Raw genomic sequence first — 16,573 nt, 5'->3', positions numbered from 1 at the left:
ACTTGCCAAAACACCGGCTTGTCGCGCTTGCAACAATCAATCCGTGGGATACTCCGCCCCCTGTAAAGAATCGGAATACTCATGACCGCCCCCGCCCAGAAACCCGGACTGCACCCACGCAACAAGAACGCCAGCGGCTACGACTTTGCCGCCCTCACTGCCGTTGCACCGGGCCTGGTCAAATACGTCATCACCACCAAAGCGGGCACGCCGAGCATCGACTTTGCCAACCCGGGTGCCGTCAAGGCCTTCAACCGCGCGCTGCTCGCCCTGCATTACGGCGTGCGCGGCTGGGAGATTCCGGCCGGCTACCTGTGCCCGCCGATTCCGGGCCGGGCTGACTACATCCATCACCTGGCCGACCTGCTCGCCACCTGCAACAAGAAAGTCATTCCGACCGGCCCGAACGTCCGCGTGCTCGACGTCGGCGTCGGCGCCAACTGCGTCTATCCGCTGATCGGCCATGCCGAATACGGCTGGCGTTTCCTCGGCGTCGATATCGACCAGGCCGCCCTCGACAACGCCCAGATGATCCTCGGCAAGAACCCCGAGGCGGCGGCCGCCATCGAACTGCGCCACCAGCCGGTGTGGGAAAACATCTTCGTCGGCCTGCTGCGTTCCGGTGAGAATTTCGAACTCAGCATGTGCAACCCGCCCTTCCACAACTCGCCGGATGACGTCATCGCCGTCAGCCAGCGCAAATGGAACAAGCTGGGCAAGCCCGGCGCGCAGAAAAGCGCCGCCCAGCCCCGCCTGAATTTCGGCGGCGGCGGCACCGAACTGTGGTGCAACGGCGGCGAGCGCGCCTTCGTCAAGAACATGATCGAGCAGAGCGCCGGCATCCCGAAACGGGTGATGTGGTTCACCAGCCTGGTCTCGCAGGCCGACAACCTGGTGCACATCGAGGATGCGCTGAAAAAAGCCAAGGTCGTCGATTCGCGCATCATCCCGATGGCGCAGGGCCAGAAGCAGAGCCGCTTCGTCGCCTGGACCTTCACCGGCAACGGCGACCGCGAAAAATGGCGCAAGGCACGCTGGGCGGATGCCGTCCCAGCGCAGCCGAGCGCCGAGCCGACGCCCTTCAACCCGTAACTTCGGCCTCGCGCGCCTTGGCCAGATAGTCGCGCCAGAGGTGGCCGTGGCGGTCGTCGAAAGTCTCGGCCAGCACCTCGGCCGACTTGATGCGATCGACCCGGAAAGTCCGGAACGCCTGGCGCAGTTCGCACCAGGCGCCAAGCGTCCAGCAATGCCCCCAGAAAACCAGGCCGAGCGGCCAAAGCGTGCGCTGCGATGACTCGCCGTCACCCCGGCGGTAGCCGACCCGCACTTTGCGGCCGCTTTCCATACCGTCGCGCAATAGCGCCATCGGTTCGCGCAGCGGTGCCGGCTGCAGGCAATCGAGCGCCAGAAAGCGCCGACCGCTGGCACTGACCCGTTGTTCCAGCGCCCGCGGCAAGACCGCCTCGATGCGCGCCATGGCCTGTTCCGCGGCCTTGCCCAGCGCCGGGTCGGCCCAGGCCTGAACCAGCTTGGCGCCGACCACCAGTGCTTCCAGCTCGTCACCGGTAAACATTAGCGGCGGCACCTGATAGCCGCGCCGCAGGCGATAGCCGACCCCGGCCTCGCCGTCGATCGGCGCCCCGGATTTCACCAGATCGGCGATATCGCGATAAATCGTGCGCTCCGAGACTTCGAGCATTTCGGCCAGGGTGGCGGCGGTTACCACCCGCCCATGGCGGAGCAGCAGGATGATCTGAAACAGGCGGTCGGCTGGGCGCATGTCATGTCCGGAAAAACGGGAATTTCAGCATAGCACGCGCTTTCGCCCGCCCGGCAAAGCCTCCTGACACCATGCTGTCAGTAGCCCCCGCCCACAATGCGCTGCATCAACGGCACCCCGCCGCTGAACTTCACCCAGGAGAACACCATGGACAATCCGCTGCGCTGGTTTGAAATTCCCGCTCTCGACCTCGACCGGGCCACCGCCTTCTACGAAAACGCCTTTGCCATCTCGCTGCGCCGCGAAAGCTGCGGCGGCCACCCGATGGCCATCTTTCCCTTCGCCGAGCCCAACCCAGGCGGCGCCCTGGTCGCCATGCCGCAACTGGCGCCGCGTGACAACGGCACGCTGATCTACCTCGACGGCGGCGCCGACCTCGCGGCCATCCTCGCCCGCGTGCCGGCCGCCGGCGGCACAGTAGCCATGGCGAAAATGGACCTCGGCAACGGCATCGGCTATATCGGCCTATTCATCGACAGCGAAGGCAACCGGGTCGGTGTCTATTCGCCGAACTGAACCCCGTGCCGCCGCTGCCGGCTGGCGAGGGCCATGCGCCATCGCCAGCCGGCAGCAACACGCCGGACCGGCTGCGCCCGGCAAACCTTGCGACATGCAGTTTGGGAAGTGGCAGGCCGAGGCAGCCGGTATAATTGCCGTCCCTCATGTTTTCAGGCCTCACCGTGTCCGACCGTCTCGCCGTCCTACCCCAATACCTACTGCCGAAACAGGCGCTGACCGTTCTCGCCGGCAAACTCGCCGGGGCCGAGGCGGGCAGCCTGACGACCCGCGTCATCCGCTGGTTCGTCGGCCGTTACGGCGTCAACATGGCCGAGGCGGCCAACCCGGAGATCGCCAGCTACAAGAGCTTCAACGAATTCTTCACGCGGCCGCTGCAGGCCGGTGCCCGCCCCTTCGCCGAGGCCGATTTTCTGTGCCCGGTCGATGGCGCAATCAGCCAGTTCGGCGCCATCGAGCGCGACCAGATCTTCCAGGCCAAGGGCCACAGCTACTCCACGACCGCGCTGGTCGGCGGCGACCGCAAGCTGGCCGGGCAATTCGAGAATGGCAGTTTCGCGACGCTCTACCTCAGCCCACGCGACTATCACCGCATCCACATGCCCTGCGACGGCAAGCTGGTGCGCATGATCTACGTGCCCGGCGCGCTGTTCTCGGTCAATCCGACCACGGCGCGCGGCGTGCCCGGCCTCTTCGCCCGCAACGAACGCGTCGTCTGCGTCTTCGAGACGGAAGCCGGGCCCTTCGTGCTGACCCTGGTCGGCGCCACCATCGTCGGCAGCATGGCCACCGTCTGGCACGGCGTGGTCAATCCGCCACGGGCAGGCGTGGTCCGCGAATGGCGCTACGACGAGCAGAACATCGTGCTCAGGAAGGGCGACGAGATGGGCCGCTTCCTGCTCGGCTCGACCGTCGTCATGCTCTTCCCGAAGAACGCACTGGCCTTCAACCCGGCCTGGCAACCGGCCGCCGCCATCCGCATGGGTGAGGCGATGGGCAACGCGCCCGACCGAGCCTGAGCAGCGGATCGGTCATATCGATGACGATACGACCTAACAGGCGCGACTAGCTGACCCGGCAACGTTCGCCCAACATCGCCGACCGGGTTACCGGGGCCTGCAGCTTGTCGAGCCACCAGGCCAGCGCCCGCCCATATCCGCCCTTGCCGCTCTTGCGCCAGGCGTAGCTCGACTGGACTTTCTGCTCGGCTCGTTCCACCCGCTTGGCCACCAAGCGTCCAGTATCGATATAGGGCTGGGCGAGACAGGTCGGCAAGAATCCGACACCCAGGCCTCTTAACTGGGCGTCCAGTTTCGCCGGCATGTCGGCCACGGTGAATACGTCCTGTCCCGCCTGCAGGCCAATCGACAAGCCACTGCCCTGAGGGTTCGAGTCGGCGACGGCCACTTGTCGGTGCTGGCGAATCACGGCGTCCTGTAAGGGTTCTGCCAGCTTGGCCATGGGATGATGTGGCGCCACCGCAAAAACGAATGTCACGACACCGAGGGGCGCCCGCATCAGCCCGGTCTTGGTGTTGTCATCCATGACCACGCCGAGGGCGAGGTCGGCCTGTCCGGAGGTCAGCGCCTCCAGCGTGCCGGACAGCGTTTCGGAGCGCAGCTTGAGCCGGGTCGGCGGATTCAGCGTGAAGAAACTCGCGCACAGCTCCATGACAGTCGCCCGGTCGATGATGCTATCCACCGTAATGGTGAACTGAGGTTCCCAGCCCGTTGCCACCCGCTTGACGCGATTGGCGATGGCGTCGATTTCTGCCAGCAGGCAACCGCCCTCACGCAACAACTCGGCCCCGGCCTCGGTCAATCGGGCCTGGCGCGAACTGCGATCGAACAGCAACACGTCAAGCGCGTCCTCCAATTGACGGACGCGATAGGTCAACGCGCTTGGAACCATGTTGCTCGACCGGGCTGCGGCGGCAAAGCTGCCGGTGTCGGCGATCACCTGCAGCATGGCCAGTGTGCTGGGCGTCAATACATCGCGTGGCGTGGCCATGAGCCCTCCGACAATTCAAATATTTTGAATGCTGACATCAAACCTGGCGAATCGGCAAGCCCCGGCCACACCCACAATGGGCTCCGCATCAACGAGGAAGTAGGCCACAACCGTGGCCCCCTTGCCCCAACTGTTCATTTCATCGACTAACGGAGTTCATCATGACCAAGCCCACCATTCTCATCATCGGCGCCGCTGGCAACAACGGTATCGCCACCCTCGAAGCGCTGACCCGCAAGCACCAGAACGATTTCATCATTCGCGCCGGTGTCCGTTCGGCTGCGAAAGCCCGGGAACTGCAAGCGAAGTTTCCCGGCATCGAAACAGCCATCCTCGACCTGGACAAGCCGGAAACCTTGCCGGCTGCTTACCAGGGCGTCCAAAAACTGTTCCTGATCATCGGCAACGTCGAGAACCGCGAAGAACATGCCAGGAATGCCATCGACGCGGCCGTCGCCGCCGGTTCGGTTGGCCACGTCCTGTTCTTCTCGGTGGTGGGCGCCGAATACGAGGCCATCCTCTTCGCCCGCCAGTTCCGCGCCGGCGAAAAGTACCTCGAGGCGTCCGGCCTCGCCTGGACGCATCTGCGCACCATCTTCTTCCAGGACAACTTCGTCGGCTGGGCCGATGGCATCAAGCAGGGGGCGTTCTACTTCGGCATTGGCGACGGACGTTTTGCCCCGCTGAACGTCGGCGACATCGGCGACATCGCGGCCACCATCCTCTGCACCGCCGGGCACGAAGGCAAGGCCTACAACATCACCGGGCCCGAACTGCTTTCCGGACCGGACTTCGCGCAGGTGTTCTCCGCCGTGACCGGAAAGGCTGTGCAGTACGTCTCGCCGGATAACGCGACGACCCTCAAGTCCTTGCTCGATACCGGCTGGCCGGAATGGCAGGCAAAAGGTCTGGTCGAGTTGTTCAACCTCTTCGGTGACAATCTGGCGGCCGTCGTTTCTCCGGATGGTGAGCGTCTCCTCGGGCGCCCCCTGAAAACCGTTCGTTCCTACGTCGAAGCGAACAAGGCGGCCTTCGTTTAACCTGGATTCAAAAGATAACCCATCGGCGGCGCGATCGAACGCACTGCGGACAGGCCGAGAGGTTTGTCCGCACCGCCACCTCGACCATTCGGTATTTTTTGCGGTGCCTGTCCTGGCCACCCTGCCACCATCAACAAGGAGATCCAAACATGCTCACCATTCGCAAATCGCAAGACCGCGGCTACGCCGATCACGGGTGGCTCAAGAGCTATCACTCGTTTTCCTTCGCCGGCTATTACGACCCGGCGCATCTCGGCTGGGGCAACCTGCTTGTCATCAACGAGGATCGTATTGATCGTGGCACCGGCTTCGGCAAGCACGGTCACCGCGACATGGAGATCATCAGCTACGTGCTGTCCGGAGAACTGGCCCACCAGGACAGCATGGGCAACGTCAAAAGCATTCCGCCGGGCGATGTGCAGCGCATGAGCGCCGGAACCGGGGTAATGCACAGTGAGTTCAATCACGCGCAAGACCAGGTCACGCATTTTCTGCAGATTTGGATCCAGCCGAATGTGACCGGCATCGAGCCGAGCTACGAACAGAAAACAGTTCCGGCCGCCCGGAAGCGTGGCGCGCTGTGCCTGGTGGCTTCGCCCGACGGACAGGCGGACTCGGTCACGATCAACGCCGATGCCCGGCTCTACGCCGGCTTGCTCGATGGCGACGAGCAGACTGAACTCCCCCTGGATTCCGCACGCAAAGGCTACGTTCATCTGGTCAGCGGCTCGCTGGCGGTCAATGGCCTGCAGATCAACGCCGGCGATGCGGTCCTGCTGGAGAACGAAAACAGGATTGCCTTGACCAACGGCAAACATGCCGAAGTCCTGGTCTTCGATCTTGCTGCCTGAGCGCCCTCGCGCGTACCCCGCATCAACAGGAATCATCATGTTCAACGCCGGCACGGTCGGCCACATCGCGTCGGTCGGCCTGCCGATGCCCCAGGTCGTCGCCGCGTTCGCAGTGGCGGTCGACTGCAAAAAATCTCCTTGACCATGTCGATCGCCACCTGACTCGTCCGTCGACAGGTCAGGCGCCATGCAAACCTGCATGGCCATTCACCTGATATGGAGGAAACGATGCGATATCTGATCATCGTCAAGGCCACGGCCGAATCGGAAGCGGGAGCGCTACCCGAGGACAGCCTGATCGCCAGCATGGCGACTTTCCATGAAGAACTGGCCCGGGCCGGCGCGCTGCTCGACGCCTCGGGGCTGATGCCGAGTTCGGCCGGCTGGCGCATCCGCTATGAGGGCGAGCGGCGCACGGTCATCGACGGGCCGTTCACCGAGACCAAGGAGCTGATCGCCGGCTACACGCTGATCCAGGCGCGAGGCCACGAGGAAGCGCTGGAGTGGACCCGGCGCTTTCCCAATCCGCGCGGCGAGGGGCTGACCGCCGAAATCGAGGTCCGGCCACTGCACGGGCTGGAGGATTTCCCGCCCTCGGCAGCGGTCGAGCGCTTTCGCAGCCTGGGGGTCGGCGGCTGATTCATGAACAAAATCGGACATCTGCTGTCGATTTCAAATAGCTTATTTGTCATGCCAAACGGGCGACCACAGTCAGCAGCCCGCGCCTTTCAAGGAGCAAACAATGGTCAAAGCAATTCTGGGCGGACTTGCCCTGGTCATCGTCCTGGCGCTGATCTACGCCGCCACCAAACCGGATACTTTCCGCGTCGAGCGTTCGATCAGCATCAAGGCGCCAGCCGAGAAAATATTCCCGTTGATCAACGACTTCCATCGCTGGGAGCAATGGTCGCCCTGGGAAAAGGTCGACCCGGCCTTGAAACGCACCTACAGCGGTGCTGACAGCGGCGTGGGCGCGGCTTATGCGTGGTTCGGCAACAAGGAGATCGGCCAGGGCAGGATGGAGATTATCGAATCGACGCCGCCCGCCCGGCTGCTGATCAAGATCGATTTCCTGGCGCCCTTCGAGGCGCACAACACCGTGGAATTCACCCTCACGAGACAGGGCGACAGCACCGTACTGAGCCACGCCATGTTCGGACCGAGCCCCTATCTCGCCAAACTGATGGGCCTTGTTTTCAGCATGGACAAAATGGTCGGTGACAAATTCGAAGAAGGCCTCGGCAGCCTGAAAGCCATCGCCGAGGCGCAATAGGGGGCCGGTATCGACAGTTGCGCCGCAAAAAATCGGCGCGCGCTGTCGATTACGAGAAGCCCAGCCCGTCGTACACAGTGAGGCCAGCCGCTTTCGCTGCTTCCCGCCTCTTCCCAACGCAAAGGAGATAAGCATGAGCACCGTACAACCCATCCCCCCCGGCATGACTTCAATCACCCCGCACCTCGTCTGCCACGACGCGGCGGCCGCCATCGACTTCTACGTCAAGGCCTTTGGCGCCGTCGACGAGTGCCGCCTGCCCGGCCCGGACGGCCGCCTGATGCACGCCATGGTCCACATCGGCAATGCCGCGCTGATGCTGGTCGATGAATATCCGGAATGCGGCGCACAGTCCCCGAAGGCCCTCAAGGGCTCGCCGGTGACCATCCACCTCTATGTGCCCGATGTCGACGCCACGGTCGCCCGCGCCGTCGAGGCTGGCGCTAAGGTCACGATGCCGGTCGCCGACATGTTCTGGGGCGACCGCTACGGCCAGCTGGAAGACCCCTTCGGCCACCACTGGTCGGTCGCCACCCATATCAAGGATGTCGGCCCGGACGAAATCGGCGCTGCGATGGCCAAGGCCTGTGCCTAGCACTGAGGAGAACGCCATGGCCTATCTGCTTCTGATTCTCGAACCCCGCGGCCAGCGGGCAACCCGGACGCCGGAGGAAGGCCACCGCCTGTACGACCAGATGGTGGCTTTCGGCCAGGATCTGCAGAACCGCGGCCAGTTGCGGGCGGTTGAATCGCTAGGCCCGGACGATCATGCGATCCGCGTTTCGGCCGGCGCCGGCGGCGCTCCCCAACTGCGTGACGGGCCGTTCGCCGAAGCCAAGGAGATGGTCGGCGGTTTCTTCCTGATCGATGTCGAGACGCGCGACGAGGCGGTTGCCATCGCCCGCCGCTGCCCGGCCGCCAACTGGGCGACGGTCGAGGTACGCGAATGCGCACCCTGCTACGTTTCCTGAGTGGCGCGCACGAACGGCGGCCAAACCGTACCGTTGAAAGGACACAACATCATGCTCGACAAACCGCAAATCCTTGAAACCGAAGCCCAACTGAGCGCCGTCATCCGGCTGACCATCCCACGCGAAGAGATCCAGCAGGTCATGGAACCGGCCATCAGCGAAGTTCTGAGCACCCTGGCGGCGCAGGGCATAGCACCGGCCGGCCCGGTCTATACCTACCATTTCCGGATGGACCCCGGCATCTTCGACTTCGATGTCGGCGTCCCGGTCAAAACGCCGGTTACCGCCAGCGGCCGGGTCAAGCCCGGGCAGTTGCCGGCCACCCGAGTGGCACGGACGATCTACCACGGCCCTTACGAGGGACTCGGTGTGGCCTGGGGCGAGTTCAAGGCGGGCCTTGCCGCCGAAGGGCTGCACCAGGCGCCGAACCTTTGGGAGAGCTACACCACCGGACCGGAGACGACGCCCGACCCGGCGAACTGGCGTACGGAACTCAACCAGCCGCTGCTGTCTTAGCCGTCCGCCAAGCCCTCCCCAACCCACGGAGAACACCATGGCCAAACAAATCTTCGTCAATCTGCCGGTCGCCGACCTCAAGGGCGCCATCGCCTTCTTCAGCGCCCTCGGCTTCACCTTCAACCCGCAATGGACCGACGACACCGCCACCTGCATGATCGTCGGCGACAACATCTTCGTCATGCTGCTGGTCCGTGACCGCTTCCAGAGCTTCACTCCGAAGCCGGTGGCCGATGCCCGCCAGAGCACCGAGGTGCTGATCTGCCTCGCTCTCGACAGCCGCGAAGCCGTGGACGCCATGGTGCGCCAGGCAGTCGCGGCCGGCGGCAGCACCTACAAGGCGGCCGAAGATCACGACTTCATGTATAGCCATAGCTTCCAGGACCTCGACGGCCACATCTGGGAGCTGGTCCATCTCGTCGAGCCGGCCCCGGCCGCGGCATGAGCAGGGAGCAGGGCTCCCGCGCAGTGGGGATGCGACCGCCCGCGAATGCCGCCGACCGCCGACCCGCAGCGGCGAAGAGGCCGATGACAGCCAAGGAGGCGGTGCGATGAGCCCGGCCGACCCGAGCGCCGCCCGGCGCGCCATCGAGGCCATCTGGCACCTCGAGGCGGCCCGGGTGATCGGTCGGGTCGCCCGCCTGGTGCGCAACGTCGGGCTTGCCGAGGAGTTCGCCCAGGACGCCCTGGTCGCCGCACTGGAGCACTGGCCGGCCAACGGCGTCCCCGCCAACCCGGCGGCCTGGCTGATGACCGCCGCCAAGCGCCGGGCGCTCGACCATCTGCGGCATGAACAGGTGTCGGCCGGCAAGGCGGTCGACATCGGCCGCGAACTGGATTTCCGGCATGAAGTCGCCGCCGCCGAACTTGCCGATCAGGTCGACGACCGGCTCGACGACGAGATCGGCGACGACCTGCTGCGCCTGATCTTCACCGCCTGCCATCCGCTGCTCTCGCCCGAGGCGCGCTGCGCCCTGACCCTACGCCTGATGGGCGGCCTGACCACCGACGAGATCGCCCGCGCCTACCTCAAGCCGGAGCCGACCATCGCCCAGCGCATCGTCCGCGCCAAGCGCACGCTGGCCGAGGCCCGCGTCCCCTTCGAAGTGCCGCACGGCGCCGAATTGCTGCGCCGCCAGGGGCCGGTGCTCGAAGTCATCTACCTGATTTTCAACGAGGGCTATGCCGCCACCTCGGGTGCCGACTGGATGCGTCCGGCGCTGTGCGAGGAGGCACTTCGCCTCGGCCGGGTGCTGGCCGGCCTGTTGCCGAGCGAAGGCGAAGTCCTCGGCCTGGTCGCGCTGATGGAAATCCAGGCCTCGCGTTTCGCGGCCCGGACTTCGCCCGCCGGCGAACCGGTTTTGCTGCTCGAGCAGGACCGTAGCCGCTGGGATCGCCTGCTGATCCGCCGCGGGCTGGCGGCCCTGGCGCAGGCCGAAGCCCTGCCCGGCCCGCTCGGCCCTTACGCCCTGCAGGCCGCGATTGCCGCCTGCCACGCCCGGGCGACGAGCGCCGAAGGGACCGACTGGGCGCGCATCGCGGCGCTCTACGATGGGCTGGCCGAGATTGCATCGTCGCCGGTCGTCAGCCTCAACCGCGCGGTGGCGGTGGCGATGGCTTTCGGCCCGGCGGCCGGGCTGGAAATCGTCGACGGCCTGCTGGCCGAACCCGGCTTGCGGAATTACCACTTGCTGCCCAGCGTGCGCGGCGATCTGCTGGCCCGACTGGATCGACCTGACGAAGCACGCGCCGAGTTCGAGCGCGCGGCCCGCCTCACCCATAACGCCCGCGAACGCGCGCTGCTGCTCGCCCGGGCCGGTCGCTGCCGGGTTTGAATCGCGGGCTGAACATGTCATCGGGAAGTCATGGGATACTTCCGCCTCCCCCAACAAGGAGAATGCAATGACTGCACAGCCCTTTACCGCCCGCGCCCTGATCGCCGGCTTTTTCCTGCTCTTTTCCGGCCTTGCCGCTGCCGAAGCGCCGCAGCAGAAAACCCAGGTGCCCGGCTATTACCGCCTGATGCTCGGCAGCTTCGAGGTTACCGCCCTCTACGATGGCGCCATCGATCTCGACGAAAACCTGCTCAAGAACATCCAGAAACGCGACGTCCAGCGCCTGGTTGCCCGCCAGTTCCTGAAGGGCCCCAAGGTGCAGACGGCGGTCAACGCCTACCTGGTCAATACCGGCAGCAAGCTGGTGCTGGTCGATGCCGGCGCCGCCAAGTTGTTCGGGCCCAGCCTCGGCAACATCGTCGACAACCTGAAGGCCGCCGGCTATACGCCCGAGCAGGTCGACACCGTGCTCGTCACCCATCTCCACGGCGACCACGTCAATGGCCTGGTCACGGCCGACGGCAAGCGCGTCTTCGCCAATGCCGAGGTCTGGTCCACCAAGGCCGACAACGATTTCTGGCTCAGCGAGAGCATCGCCGCCCAGGCCCCGAAGGAAGCCCAAGGCTTCTTCAAGATGGCGCGCGACGCCGCCGCGCCGTATATCGCGGCCGGCAAGTGGAAGACCTTCGACAGCGACCGCGAACTGCTGGCCGGCGTCTCCAGCGTCGACACCCATGGTCACACGCCGGGCCATGTCAGCTATCGCTTCGTCAGCGGCGAGGATCGCCTGCTGATCCTCGGCGATCTGGTGCATAACCACGCCGTGCAGTTCGCCCGTCCCGACGTCGCCATCGAGTTCGACGTCGATCCGAAACAGGCCGTCGTCGCCCGCAAGCGCATCTTCTTCCAGGCCGCCAAAGAGAAGCTGATGGTCGCCGGCATGCACCTGCCCTTCCCGGGCATCGGCCACGTCCGCAAGGAACCCAAGGGCTACGCCTGGGTGCCAGCCGAATTCGCGCCGCTCAAGCCGTAATCGGCCAGCCGCCTACTGGAACGCCCCCGGCGCCAGCGCACTGCTGACTCGCAGGGGGCGGCTGCCAACCGGATAGATGAATTCCGCGTCAGGCAGCAGCTCGACCCCGCGCACGCTGCCCGGCGGCCTGACCGCGCCCCGTAGCGGCGACAGACTGGTCGGGCGTAGAGGAATCCCGCCGTACTCGATCAGATCAGCGCGCTCTGTCGTCTGGTTACCCTCGACCCTGCCCCGTGCCGGCGGGTAAAAATTCCCCTTGCCGACCAGCAGATTGTTGAGCTGCCAGATATCGATCCCTCCCGGAAACTTGTCGGCCCAGACATTCAGAAAATCGCCCGCAAAGTGGTCATTGACCAGGGTGTTGTGCGAGAGATAGAGCGCATTGTCCGGCCAGCGCGGCCCCTCGGCACCGTAAGCCACGATGGTCGAATTGTCAGTACCGGCACTCTGGCCGATGGCATTGCCGATAACAGAAACCAGCCCGCCATTAGGAAACTCCAGTTCGTAGGAAGCCTTGCCGCCCCTGCCATCGACCAGCATGTTGTAGAGCACATGACTCTCGCGGGCGCGGGATTTGACCAAATGGCCAAGATAGCCGTTGTAAAAGCGACTGCCGCGCAAGACGAATTTGCCGATTGGGCCAACGTACAACAGGTGGTGCAAGCCTCCCGGGTGGCGTGGGGCATCACCGAATTCACTATCCGACACTTCAAGCGACTGCTCGGCCAAGTTGCCGGTCAGGATACCCATTTCGTTATCGACAAAACGACAGCCGTGGACGGTCAGCTGACCTTTCTCGAAACGGATGCCGGCTCCGTTTGAATCTCGCACCCGTGCTCCGCGAAACTCGATATTCTCGATCCTCACCTTGCCGCCACGCACCACCCAGATCGCCTTGTCCTCGGCGCTCCGGCCGTCGGCCAGCATGACCGGGCGCTCGCCGGCGGCGCCGCGAATGGTCAGGTTATTCTGATTCCAGATCGCCGGCTGTCCACGGTAAGTCCCGGGGCGGATCTCAATCACCTCGCCATCCCGGGCCAGGCGCGCTGCTTCGCTCACGGTCCTGATTCTTTCGCCGGCACCGACCAGCATCGTCACCTGCCCGGCCGCCCGGCCCGGGTCTTGGGCCGTGGCAAGCTCCGCCTCGGGCAAGACCATCAGCTTGCCATCCGGCCCCCGGCGAATTTCGCCCCGGTAATCCTGCTTCGGCGGCAGATTGCCGAGTTCCTGGGCAACAGCCCCGCCGGCAACGGCCAACAGGACAAGGGACAACATGCAAGCCAGCGGCTTCCGGAGCATGGTTTTTCCTTCCAGATCAGGGGTGATGTCGGTCGGCAAACGAGGTCCGTTCATTCTAACGGCATTCCATACAGACAAAAAAATCCCCCGCTGGTTTCCCGACGGGGGACTATTCCTGCGCTTGATGCAGCACAGGCGCCGAAATCCAAGCGAACACGAGGCTGGCGATCAGCCCCGGCCGACCGCCCATTTACCGGCGCCGCCCAGCGCCGAAGCGAAAGCGACGAGCAGCAGGAACAGCCCGTGCAGATTGCCGAGCAAGGCCGCCCCGTGCAGCCAGCCATGGACCAGCGGCCAGCCGATGATCAGCGTCAGCCCCAGGCTGGCCAGCGGCATCCACAAGCCCAGCAACATCAGAATCCCGCACAGCATTTCAGCCAGGTGCAGCCCCCAAAGGCCGGCTTGGGACAGACTGGCCGGCAAGGCCGAATGCATCAGCGGTTCGAAGCCGGCGAAAAACGCCATCCCGCCGACGGCGAGACGCAAACAAAGAAGGGACCAATCAATACGTGTTTTGGAAGCAGCCATGGAAAACCGAAAGGTAATGGTAAATAGGATGCGGGAGTACGCGAACTTCTTGCGGATGGCCCGAGTTTCGAAGCGCTCGGCGGTCAGCACAGAGGGCGCCATTTTACGCGCGACGGGCAAAAGCCGGATGGCATGCAAAAGGCAGCATCATGCAAAAGCCCCCGCCGGTTTCCCGGCGGGGGCTTTTTCTTGCGCTCGACGCCTATAAAAACGTCGATTTTCGCAACTTACATCTCGACCGTAGCAGCCTGTTCCACAAACTCGGGAATCTGGTCGAAGTTCATGTAGCGATAGACTTCACCGGCCTTGGCGTTCACCAGCTTGATCTGCTCCATGTATTCCGGAACCGTCACGATGCGGCCGGCCAGGGCGCACATGGCGGCCAGTTCGGCGGAACCGAGGTACACTTGGGTGTCGATGCCGAGGCGGTTCGGGAAGTTGCGGGTGGAGGTGGAGATCGCCGTCGAGCCCTTGCGGATCTGGGCCTGGTTGCCCATGCACAGCGAGCAGCCCGGCATTTCCATGCGCGCGCCGGACTTACCGAGGACGCCGTAGTAGCCTTCTTCGGTCAGGATCAGCGCATCCATCTTGGTCGGCGGAGCAATCCACAGACGGGTCGGGATGTCAGACTTGCCTTCGAGAACCTTGCCGGCAGCACGGAAGTGGCCGATGTTGGTCATGCAGGAACCGATGAAGACTTCGTCGATCTTGGCGCCGGCAACTTCGGACAGGATCTTGACGTCGTCCGGATCGTTCGGGCAGGCCAGGATCGGCTCGGTGACTTCGGCCAGGTCGATTTCGATGACCGCGGCGTACTGCGCGTTGGCATCAGCCTTGAGCAGCGTGCCGTTGGCGATCCAGTCTTCCATGGCGTTGATGCGGCGCTTCAGGGTGCGGGCATCGGCGTAGCCTTCGGCGATCATCCACTTCATCAGGGTGATGTTCGAACGCATGTACTCGACCATCGGTTCCTTGTTCAGGGCGACGGCACAGGCAGCAGCGGAACGCTCGGCGGCAGCGTCGGACAGTTCGAAAGCTTGTTCGACCTTGAGGTTCGGCAGACCTTCGATTTCCAGGATACGGCCGGAGAAGACGTTGATCTTGCCCTTCTTCTCGACGGTCAGCAGACCGGCCTTGATGGCGTACAGCGGAATGGCGTTAACCAGATCGCGCAGCGTGATGCCCGGTTGCATTTCGCCCTTGAAGCGAACCAGCACCGATTCCGGCATGTCGAGCGGCATGACGCCGGTGGCGGCGGCAAAGGCGACCAGGCCGGAACCGGCCGGGAAGGAGATGCCGATCGGGAAGCGGGTGTGCGAGTCACCGCCGGTACCGACGGTATCCGGCAGCAGCAGGCGGTTCAGCCAGGAGTGGATGACGCCGTCGCCCGGACGCAGCGCAACGCCGCCACGGGTGCTGATGAAGGACGGCAGTTCGCGGTGCATGCGCACGTCGACCAGCTTCGGATAAGCAGCGGTGTGGCAGAAGGACTGCATGACGAGGTCGGCGGAGAAGCCGAGGCAGGCCAGATCCTTCAGTTCGTCGCGGGTCATCGGGCCGGTGGTGTCCTGCGAACCGACGGTGGTCATCTTCGGCTCGCAATAGGTGCCGGGCAGGATGCCGGTCACGCCGCAAGCTTTGCCGACCATCTTCTGGGCCAGCGAGTAGCCCTTGCCGTCGTCGGCCGGGTTTTGCGGCAGGCGGAACAGGGTGGATTGCGGCAGGCCGAGGAATTCGCGCGCCTTGGTGGTGAGGCCACGACCGATGATCAGGGGAATCCGGCCGCCAGCGCGGACTTCGTCCATGATCACCAGGGTCTTCAGTTGCGATTCGGCGATCACGGCACCGTTCTTGGTGGCGGTGACCTTGCCGGTGGCCTGATCGACCTTCAGTTCGATCTCGTCGCCCATGTCCATCGCGCTGCAATCGATTTCGATCGGCAGGGCGCCGGCATCTTCCATGGTGTTGAAGAAGATCGGGGCAATCTTGGAGCCCAGGCAGAAACCACCGAAACGCTTGTTCGGTACGAACGGGATGTCTTCGCCGGTGAACCACAGCACGGAGTTGGTGGCGGACTTGCGCGAGGAACCGGTACCGACCACGTCACCGACGTAGGCGATCAGGTTGCCCTTGGCGGCCAGCGCTTCGAGTTGCTTCAACGGACCGCGCGAGCCGGCTTCGTCGGCTTCGATGCCCGGACGCGGGTTCTTCAGCATGGCCAGCGCGTGCAGCGGGATGTCGGGACGCGACCAGGCATCCGGTGCCGGCGACAGGTCGTCGGTATTGGTTTCGCCGGTGACCTTGAACACGGTCAGCTTCTGCGAAGCCGGGACTTCCGGACGCGAGGTGAACCACTCGGCGTCGGCCCAGGATTGCATGACAGCCTTGGCATTGGCGTTACCGGCCTTGGCCAGTTCGGCGACATCGTGGAAGAAGTCGAAAACCAGCAGGGTCTTCTTCAGGCCTTCGGCGGCCACGGCACCGACAGCGCCGTCAGCCAGCAGGTCGATCAACGGCTTGACGTTGAAACCGCCGAGCATGGTGCCGAGCAGTTCGGTAGCTTTTTGCTTGGAGATCAGGGCGCAGGCTTCTTCGCCCTTGGCAACCTTGGCCAGGAACTCGGCCTTGACCTTGGCGGCATCATCGACGCCGGCCGGCACGCGGTAGGTGATCAGCTCGACCAGAGCGGCTTCTTCGCCGGCGGGAGGGTTCTTCAGCAGGCCGACCAGTTCGCTGGTCTGTTGCTTGGAGAGGGGCAGCGGGGGGATACCGAGGGCAGCACGTTCGGCAACGTGGGCGCGATAAGCTTCAAGCACGGCGACTTCCTTTCGTAAAGGGTTGCTCTGGGAAATACATGGCGTAATCAGCCATTCTACGACAGTGATGGGGAGCATCGGTTCAGCAGGCAACCGCCCCCTTTG

18 protein-coding genes are annotated in these 16,573 nt (G+C 64.3%); 13 read left to right on the top strand and 5 right to left on the bottom strand.

Annotated elements, in window-relative coordinates:
- Positions 1–81: 81 nt before the first annotated feature.
- A complete protein-coding gene (rlmF, locus tag NQE15_RS10840) occupies positions 82–1,092 on the top strand; it encodes a 23S rRNA (adenine(1618)-N(6))-methyltransferase RlmF (RefSeq protein WP_265949660.1) in 1,011 nt (336 codons plus the stop codon).
- On the opposite strand, the gene NQE15_RS10835 is transcribed toward rlmF, so the two are convergent.
- Complete coding sequence (locus tag NQE15_RS10835; protein ID WP_265949658.1) at positions 1,082–1,780, bottom strand: helix-turn-helix transcriptional regulator; 699 nt, start codon at positions 1,778–1,780, stop codon at positions 1,082–1,084. The genes rlmF and NQE15_RS10835 overlap by 11 nt on opposite strands.
- A 147-nt stretch (positions 1,781–1,927) precedes the next feature.
- Between NQE15_RS10835 and NQE15_RS10830 the strand changes: the two genes are divergently transcribed.
- A complete protein-coding gene (locus NQE15_RS10830; RefSeq protein ID WP_265949656.1) occupies positions 1,928–2,296 on the top strand; it encodes a VOC family protein in 369 nt (122 codons plus the stop codon).
- Between the two features lie 164 nt (positions 2,297–2,460).
- Positions 2,461–3,315, top strand: coding sequence for an archaetidylserine decarboxylase (asd, locus tag NQE15_RS10825; protein WP_265950239.1), 855 nt, complete (start codon positions 2,461–2,463; stop codon positions 3,313–3,315).
- Positions 3,316–3,361: 46 nt separating this feature from the next.
- Here asd and NQE15_RS10820 read toward each other — a convergent pair whose 3' ends face one another.
- The gene (locus tag NQE15_RS10820; protein ID WP_265949653.1) at positions 3,362–4,306 is read right to left on the bottom strand and encodes a LysR family transcriptional regulator; all 945 of its coding nucleotides are present in this window, start codon (positions 4,304–4,306) and stop codon (positions 3,362–3,364) included.
- A 161-nt stretch (positions 4,307–4,467) separates the two neighbouring features.
- Between NQE15_RS10820 and NQE15_RS10815 the strand changes: the two genes are divergently transcribed.
- The 10 genes from NQE15_RS10815 to NQE15_RS10770 all read left to right on the top strand — a co-directional run bounded on the left by NQE15_RS10815 (position 4,468) and on the right by NQE15_RS10770 (position 11,825).
- Positions 4,468–5,346: an SDR family oxidoreductase gene (locus NQE15_RS10815; protein ID WP_265949651.1), complete on the top strand. Its 879-nt coding sequence runs from the start codon at positions 4,468–4,470 to the stop codon at positions 5,344–5,346.
- Positions 5,347–5,495: 149 nt separating this feature from the next.
- Positions 5,496–6,197 (top strand): pirin family protein, encoded by a 702-nt coding sequence (locus tag NQE15_RS10810; RefSeq protein WP_265949648.1) that lies wholly within the window; start codon positions 5,496–5,498, stop codon positions 6,195–6,197.
- A 228-nt stretch (positions 6,198–6,425) separates the two neighbouring features.
- Positions 6,426–6,836: a YciI family protein gene (locus NQE15_RS10805; protein ID WP_265949646.1), complete on the top strand. Its 411-nt coding sequence runs from the start codon at positions 6,426–6,428 to the stop codon at positions 6,834–6,836.
- Positions 6,837–6,939: 103 nt separating this feature from the next.
- Positions 6,940–7,470, top strand: a complete 531-nt coding sequence (locus tag NQE15_RS10800; RefSeq protein ID WP_265949643.1) for an SRPBCC family protein — start codon at positions 6,940–6,942, stop codon at positions 7,468–7,470.
- 133 nt (positions 7,471–7,603) lie between these two features.
- Positions 7,604–8,065, top strand: a complete 462-nt coding sequence (locus NQE15_RS10795; protein ID WP_265949641.1) for a VOC family protein — start codon at positions 7,604–7,606, stop codon at positions 8,063–8,065.
- A gap of 16 nt (positions 8,066–8,081) precedes the next feature.
- On the top strand, positions 8,082–8,441 hold the full coding sequence (locus NQE15_RS10790) for a YciI family protein (protein ID WP_265949638.1): 360 nt from the start codon (positions 8,082–8,084) through the stop codon (positions 8,439–8,441).
- 51 nt (positions 8,442–8,492) lie between these two features.
- Positions 8,493–8,957 carry a GyrI-like domain-containing protein gene (locus NQE15_RS10785; protein WP_265949636.1) on the top strand — a complete coding sequence of 155 codons (465 nt, stop codon included), beginning with the start codon at positions 8,493–8,495 and terminating at the stop codon, positions 8,955–8,957.
- Positions 8,958–8,994: 37 nt separating this feature from the next.
- Positions 8,995–9,402, top strand: a complete 408-nt coding sequence (locus NQE15_RS10780) for a VOC family protein (RefSeq protein ID WP_265949634.1) — start codon at positions 8,995–8,997, stop codon at positions 9,400–9,402.
- 106 nt (positions 9,403–9,508) lie between these two features.
- A complete protein-coding gene (locus NQE15_RS10775) occupies positions 9,509–10,792 on the top strand; it encodes an RNA polymerase sigma factor (RefSeq protein ID WP_265949631.1) in 1,284 nt (427 codons plus the stop codon).
- Between the two features lie 67 nt (positions 10,793–10,859).
- Positions 10,860–11,825: an MBL fold metallo-hydrolase gene (locus NQE15_RS10770; RefSeq protein ID WP_265949629.1), complete on the top strand. Its 966-nt coding sequence runs from the start codon at positions 10,860–10,862 to the stop codon at positions 11,823–11,825.
- Positions 11,826–11,837: 12 nt separating this feature from the next.
- Here the strand turns inward: NQE15_RS10770 and NQE15_RS10765 are convergent, their stop codons facing one another.
- From NQE15_RS10765 to acnB, 3 genes are all read right to left on the bottom strand, one after another.
- On the bottom strand, positions 11,838–13,178 hold the full coding sequence (locus tag NQE15_RS10765) for a hypothetical protein (RefSeq protein ID WP_265949627.1): 1,341 nt from the start codon (positions 13,176–13,178) through the stop codon (positions 11,838–11,840).
- Between the two features lie 114 nt (positions 13,179–13,292).
- Positions 13,293–13,742, bottom strand: a complete 450-nt coding sequence (locus tag NQE15_RS10760; RefSeq protein ID WP_265949623.1) for a hypothetical protein — start codon at positions 13,740–13,742, stop codon at positions 13,293–13,295.
- Between the two features lie 137 nt (positions 13,743–13,879).
- The gene (gene acnB / locus NQE15_RS10755) at positions 13,880–16,468 is read right to left on the bottom strand and encodes a bifunctional aconitate hydratase 2/2-methylisocitrate dehydratase (RefSeq protein WP_265949619.1); all 2,589 of its coding nucleotides are present in this window, start codon (positions 16,466–16,468) and stop codon (positions 13,880–13,882) included.
- Positions 16,469–16,573: the final 105 nt, after the last annotated feature.

Origin of the sequence: Dechloromonas sp. A34, from assembly GCF_026261605.1 — a bacterium.
GTDB lineage: Bacteria > Pseudomonadota > Gammaproteobacteria > Burkholderiales > Rhodocyclaceae > Azonexus.
This window is presented reverse-complemented; position numbering and strand designations above follow the sequence as displayed.

Bases quoted from the DNA above. Each gene is read 5' to 3' on its own strand.
- NQE15_RS10830 (WP_265949656.1), top strand. From the start codon at position 1,928: ATGGACAATCCGCTGCGCTGGTTTGAAATTCCCGCTCTCGACCTCGAC.
- NQE15_RS10765 (WP_265949627.1), bottom strand. From the start codon at position 13,178: ATGAACGGACCTCGTTTGCCGACCGACATCACCCCTGATCTGGAAGGA.
- NQE15_RS10790 (WP_265949638.1), top strand. From the start codon at position 8,082: ATGGCCTATCTGCTTCTGATTCTCGAACCCCGCGGCCAGCGGGCAACC.
- NQE15_RS10800 (WP_265949643.1), top strand. From the start codon at position 6,940: ATGGTCAAAGCAATTCTGGGCGGACTTGCCCTGGTCATCGTCCTGGCG.
- NQE15_RS10775 (WP_265949631.1), top strand. From the start codon at position 9,509: ATGAGCCCGGCCGACCCGAGCGCCGCCCGGCGCGCCATCGAGGCCATC.
- NQE15_RS10820 (WP_265949653.1), bottom strand. From the start codon at position 4,306: ATGGCCACGCCACGCGATGTATTGACGCCCAGCACACTGGCCATGCTG.
- NQE15_RS10805 (WP_265949646.1), top strand. From the start codon at position 6,426: ATGCGATATCTGATCATCGTCAAGGCCACGGCCGAATCGGAAGCGGGA.
- NQE15_RS10810 (WP_265949648.1), top strand. From the start codon at position 5,496: ATGCTCACCATTCGCAAATCGCAAGACCGCGGCTACGCCGATCACGGG.
- NQE15_RS10815 (WP_265949651.1), top strand. From the start codon at position 4,468: ATGACCAAGCCCACCATTCTCATCATCGGCGCCGCTGGCAACAACGGT.
- rlmF (WP_265949660.1), top strand. From the start codon at position 82: ATGACCGCCCCCGCCCAGAAACCCGGACTGCACCCACGCAACAAGAAC.
- NQE15_RS10770 (WP_265949629.1), top strand. From the start codon at position 10,860: ATGACTGCACAGCCCTTTACCGCCCGCGCCCTGATCGCCGGCTTTTTC.
- NQE15_RS10780 (WP_265949634.1), top strand. From the start codon at position 8,995: ATGGCCAAACAAATCTTCGTCAATCTGCCGGTCGCCGACCTCAAGGGC.
- NQE15_RS10835 (WP_265949658.1), bottom strand. From the start codon at position 1,780: ATGCGCCCAGCCGACCGCCTGTTTCAGATCATCCTGCTGCTCCGCCAT.
- NQE15_RS10785 (WP_265949636.1), top strand. From the start codon at position 8,493: ATGCTCGACAAACCGCAAATCCTTGAAACCGAAGCCCAACTGAGCGCC.
- NQE15_RS10795 (WP_265949641.1), top strand. From the start codon at position 7,604: ATGAGCACCGTACAACCCATCCCCCCCGGCATGACTTCAATCACCCCG.